Raw genomic sequence first — 1809 nt, 5'->3', positions numbered from 1 at the left:
GTAAATAGACTTTTATCACAAGTAGCGTAACAATGTGTAAAACAAACCTATTCCTACATACAAAAAAGGCTCTTACACACCTTATGAAAATGTGCAAAAGCCCTTATATATCAAGACTTAAACCAAATATTATAAAAATCAATCCAACCTTGTGAATTAATCATTATATTTTGAACTTTTTCATGTGTACTTACCTCTTGTTTATTACGATATAAAGGAATAATATGAATTTGACGTAACAAAGTATCCTCGATATCGCGTAACAGTGTAACTCTTTTCTCTAATTCTTCTTGTCTAAAATAAGGAGACAACTTTTCATGAAAGTCCATGCTGCTTTGTCCATGAATAAAACTATTTTTTGTAAGAAACATATATAATAGACTATCTTCTATTCGTTCACTAATTGTAGCACTATCATGCATCATATCGGCCTTTTGTATCGTACTTACTTCCAATAGCTCTTCTATATCAAGAAAATTATTTTCTACACGAATCCCGTATTTCGCACACTCTTTTTGTATCCACTGTGCATCTTCAACATGATCTCGTCCTGTAAATGTGTAGAGTTGTAGCACTTCATTATGATAAGTACTCCTTTTAATTAAACTTTCTACATCTTCCTCAATCTCTACAATGCTTTCACCTGCTAATATTAGTTTTTTTGCCACTTCTCCACGTTCTCCGCCGAGTTCTTGAACGATTGTATAACCATGAATGATGTTATATAACGCTTTCCGAAATAACGCATCTTGCATTGGTCCTTCTTTCGTAAGATTACATGTTATATATGTCACGTTCGACTCAAGCCGAGACAATTCTTTATTATGTTTTTCTTTATCTTTATACTGCGCCTTTACTAAAACATCGTATGTACTTACACCTTGTTCTACATTCCACAACTCAATACGATCTAAAAAAGGTCTTTCACGAAAATATAAAGGATGTCCTTCTAAAATGAACAGATTTTCATTACTTTTATATAATTGAAAAGGCCCTGTTCCAATTAGCTCTCCTGCTTCATCTTCATTCACGATAGAACACTGTTCTGCACTTAGCATATGTAAAAACATTCGATTTTCCGTATGTAATTGAATTTCGAAAACGTAGTCATCCACTGAACGGATATTTTCAACGTGTTGTAACATCCATGCGTGTGCATTATTTTCCAGCTTCATAAATCGATTCAACGAGTATATAACATCATGTGCAGTAAGTTGTTTTCCATTATGAAAGTGAACTCCTTTTCGTAAGTAAAACGTCCATATTTTTTCAGCGTCATTATATTCCCAGTGAAATGCAAGTCTTGGCTCTATAATGTTTGTATTACCGTCTACATACACGAGTGTGTCGAATATATGTTTTACCATATGGCATTCTGAACGCATTGTAGCGTATACAGGATCTAATGTGATATCTAAATTCATTTGTACTTGCAACCGGAGTACATCTCTTCTCCCTTCAGATGTCATTTCAACCTTATGACCAAATATTGAATCCACCCAGGAGTGATATTCTCCCTTTACCGATGGAAAATGTGAGCTATAGCGTTCCACAAATATGCTTCCGCTTTTCACATCCCCTTTTTTCGTTATTTCTTTTCCTCTATCTAAAATTAAAGACATCGGGTGCTTTTGAAATATTAATTTAGAACGATTTCCTCTGCCGCGACCTGGAAACCACTTAATCCAATTTAACTCATCTAATTTTTTTATAATTAATTTACTATTACGCTCTGTACAAAATAGTGTTCCAGATATATTTTGCACTGTTACTTCCAGTCGTTCTCCCTCTTTTTTCCCTTTTCCATAA

At 33.9% G+C, this 1809-nt stretch carries 1 protein-coding gene; it reads right to left on the bottom strand.

The annotated features are described in order from the left end of the window. Positions 1 to 110: 110 nt before the first annotated feature. Positions 111 to 1809 (bottom strand): ABC transporter substrate-binding protein (locus ABWK52_RS26220; RefSeq protein WP_353772236.1); only part of this gene is annotated, 1699 nt, incomplete at its 5' end.

This window comes from Bacillus sp. AP50, assembly GCF_040492675.1.
Taxonomy (GTDB): domain Bacteria; phylum Bacillota; class Bacilli; order Bacillales; family Bacillaceae_G; genus Bacillus_A; species Bacillus_A cereus.
Note: the sequence above shows the minus strand (reverse complement) of the source record. Positions and strands in the feature narration are given on the sequence as shown.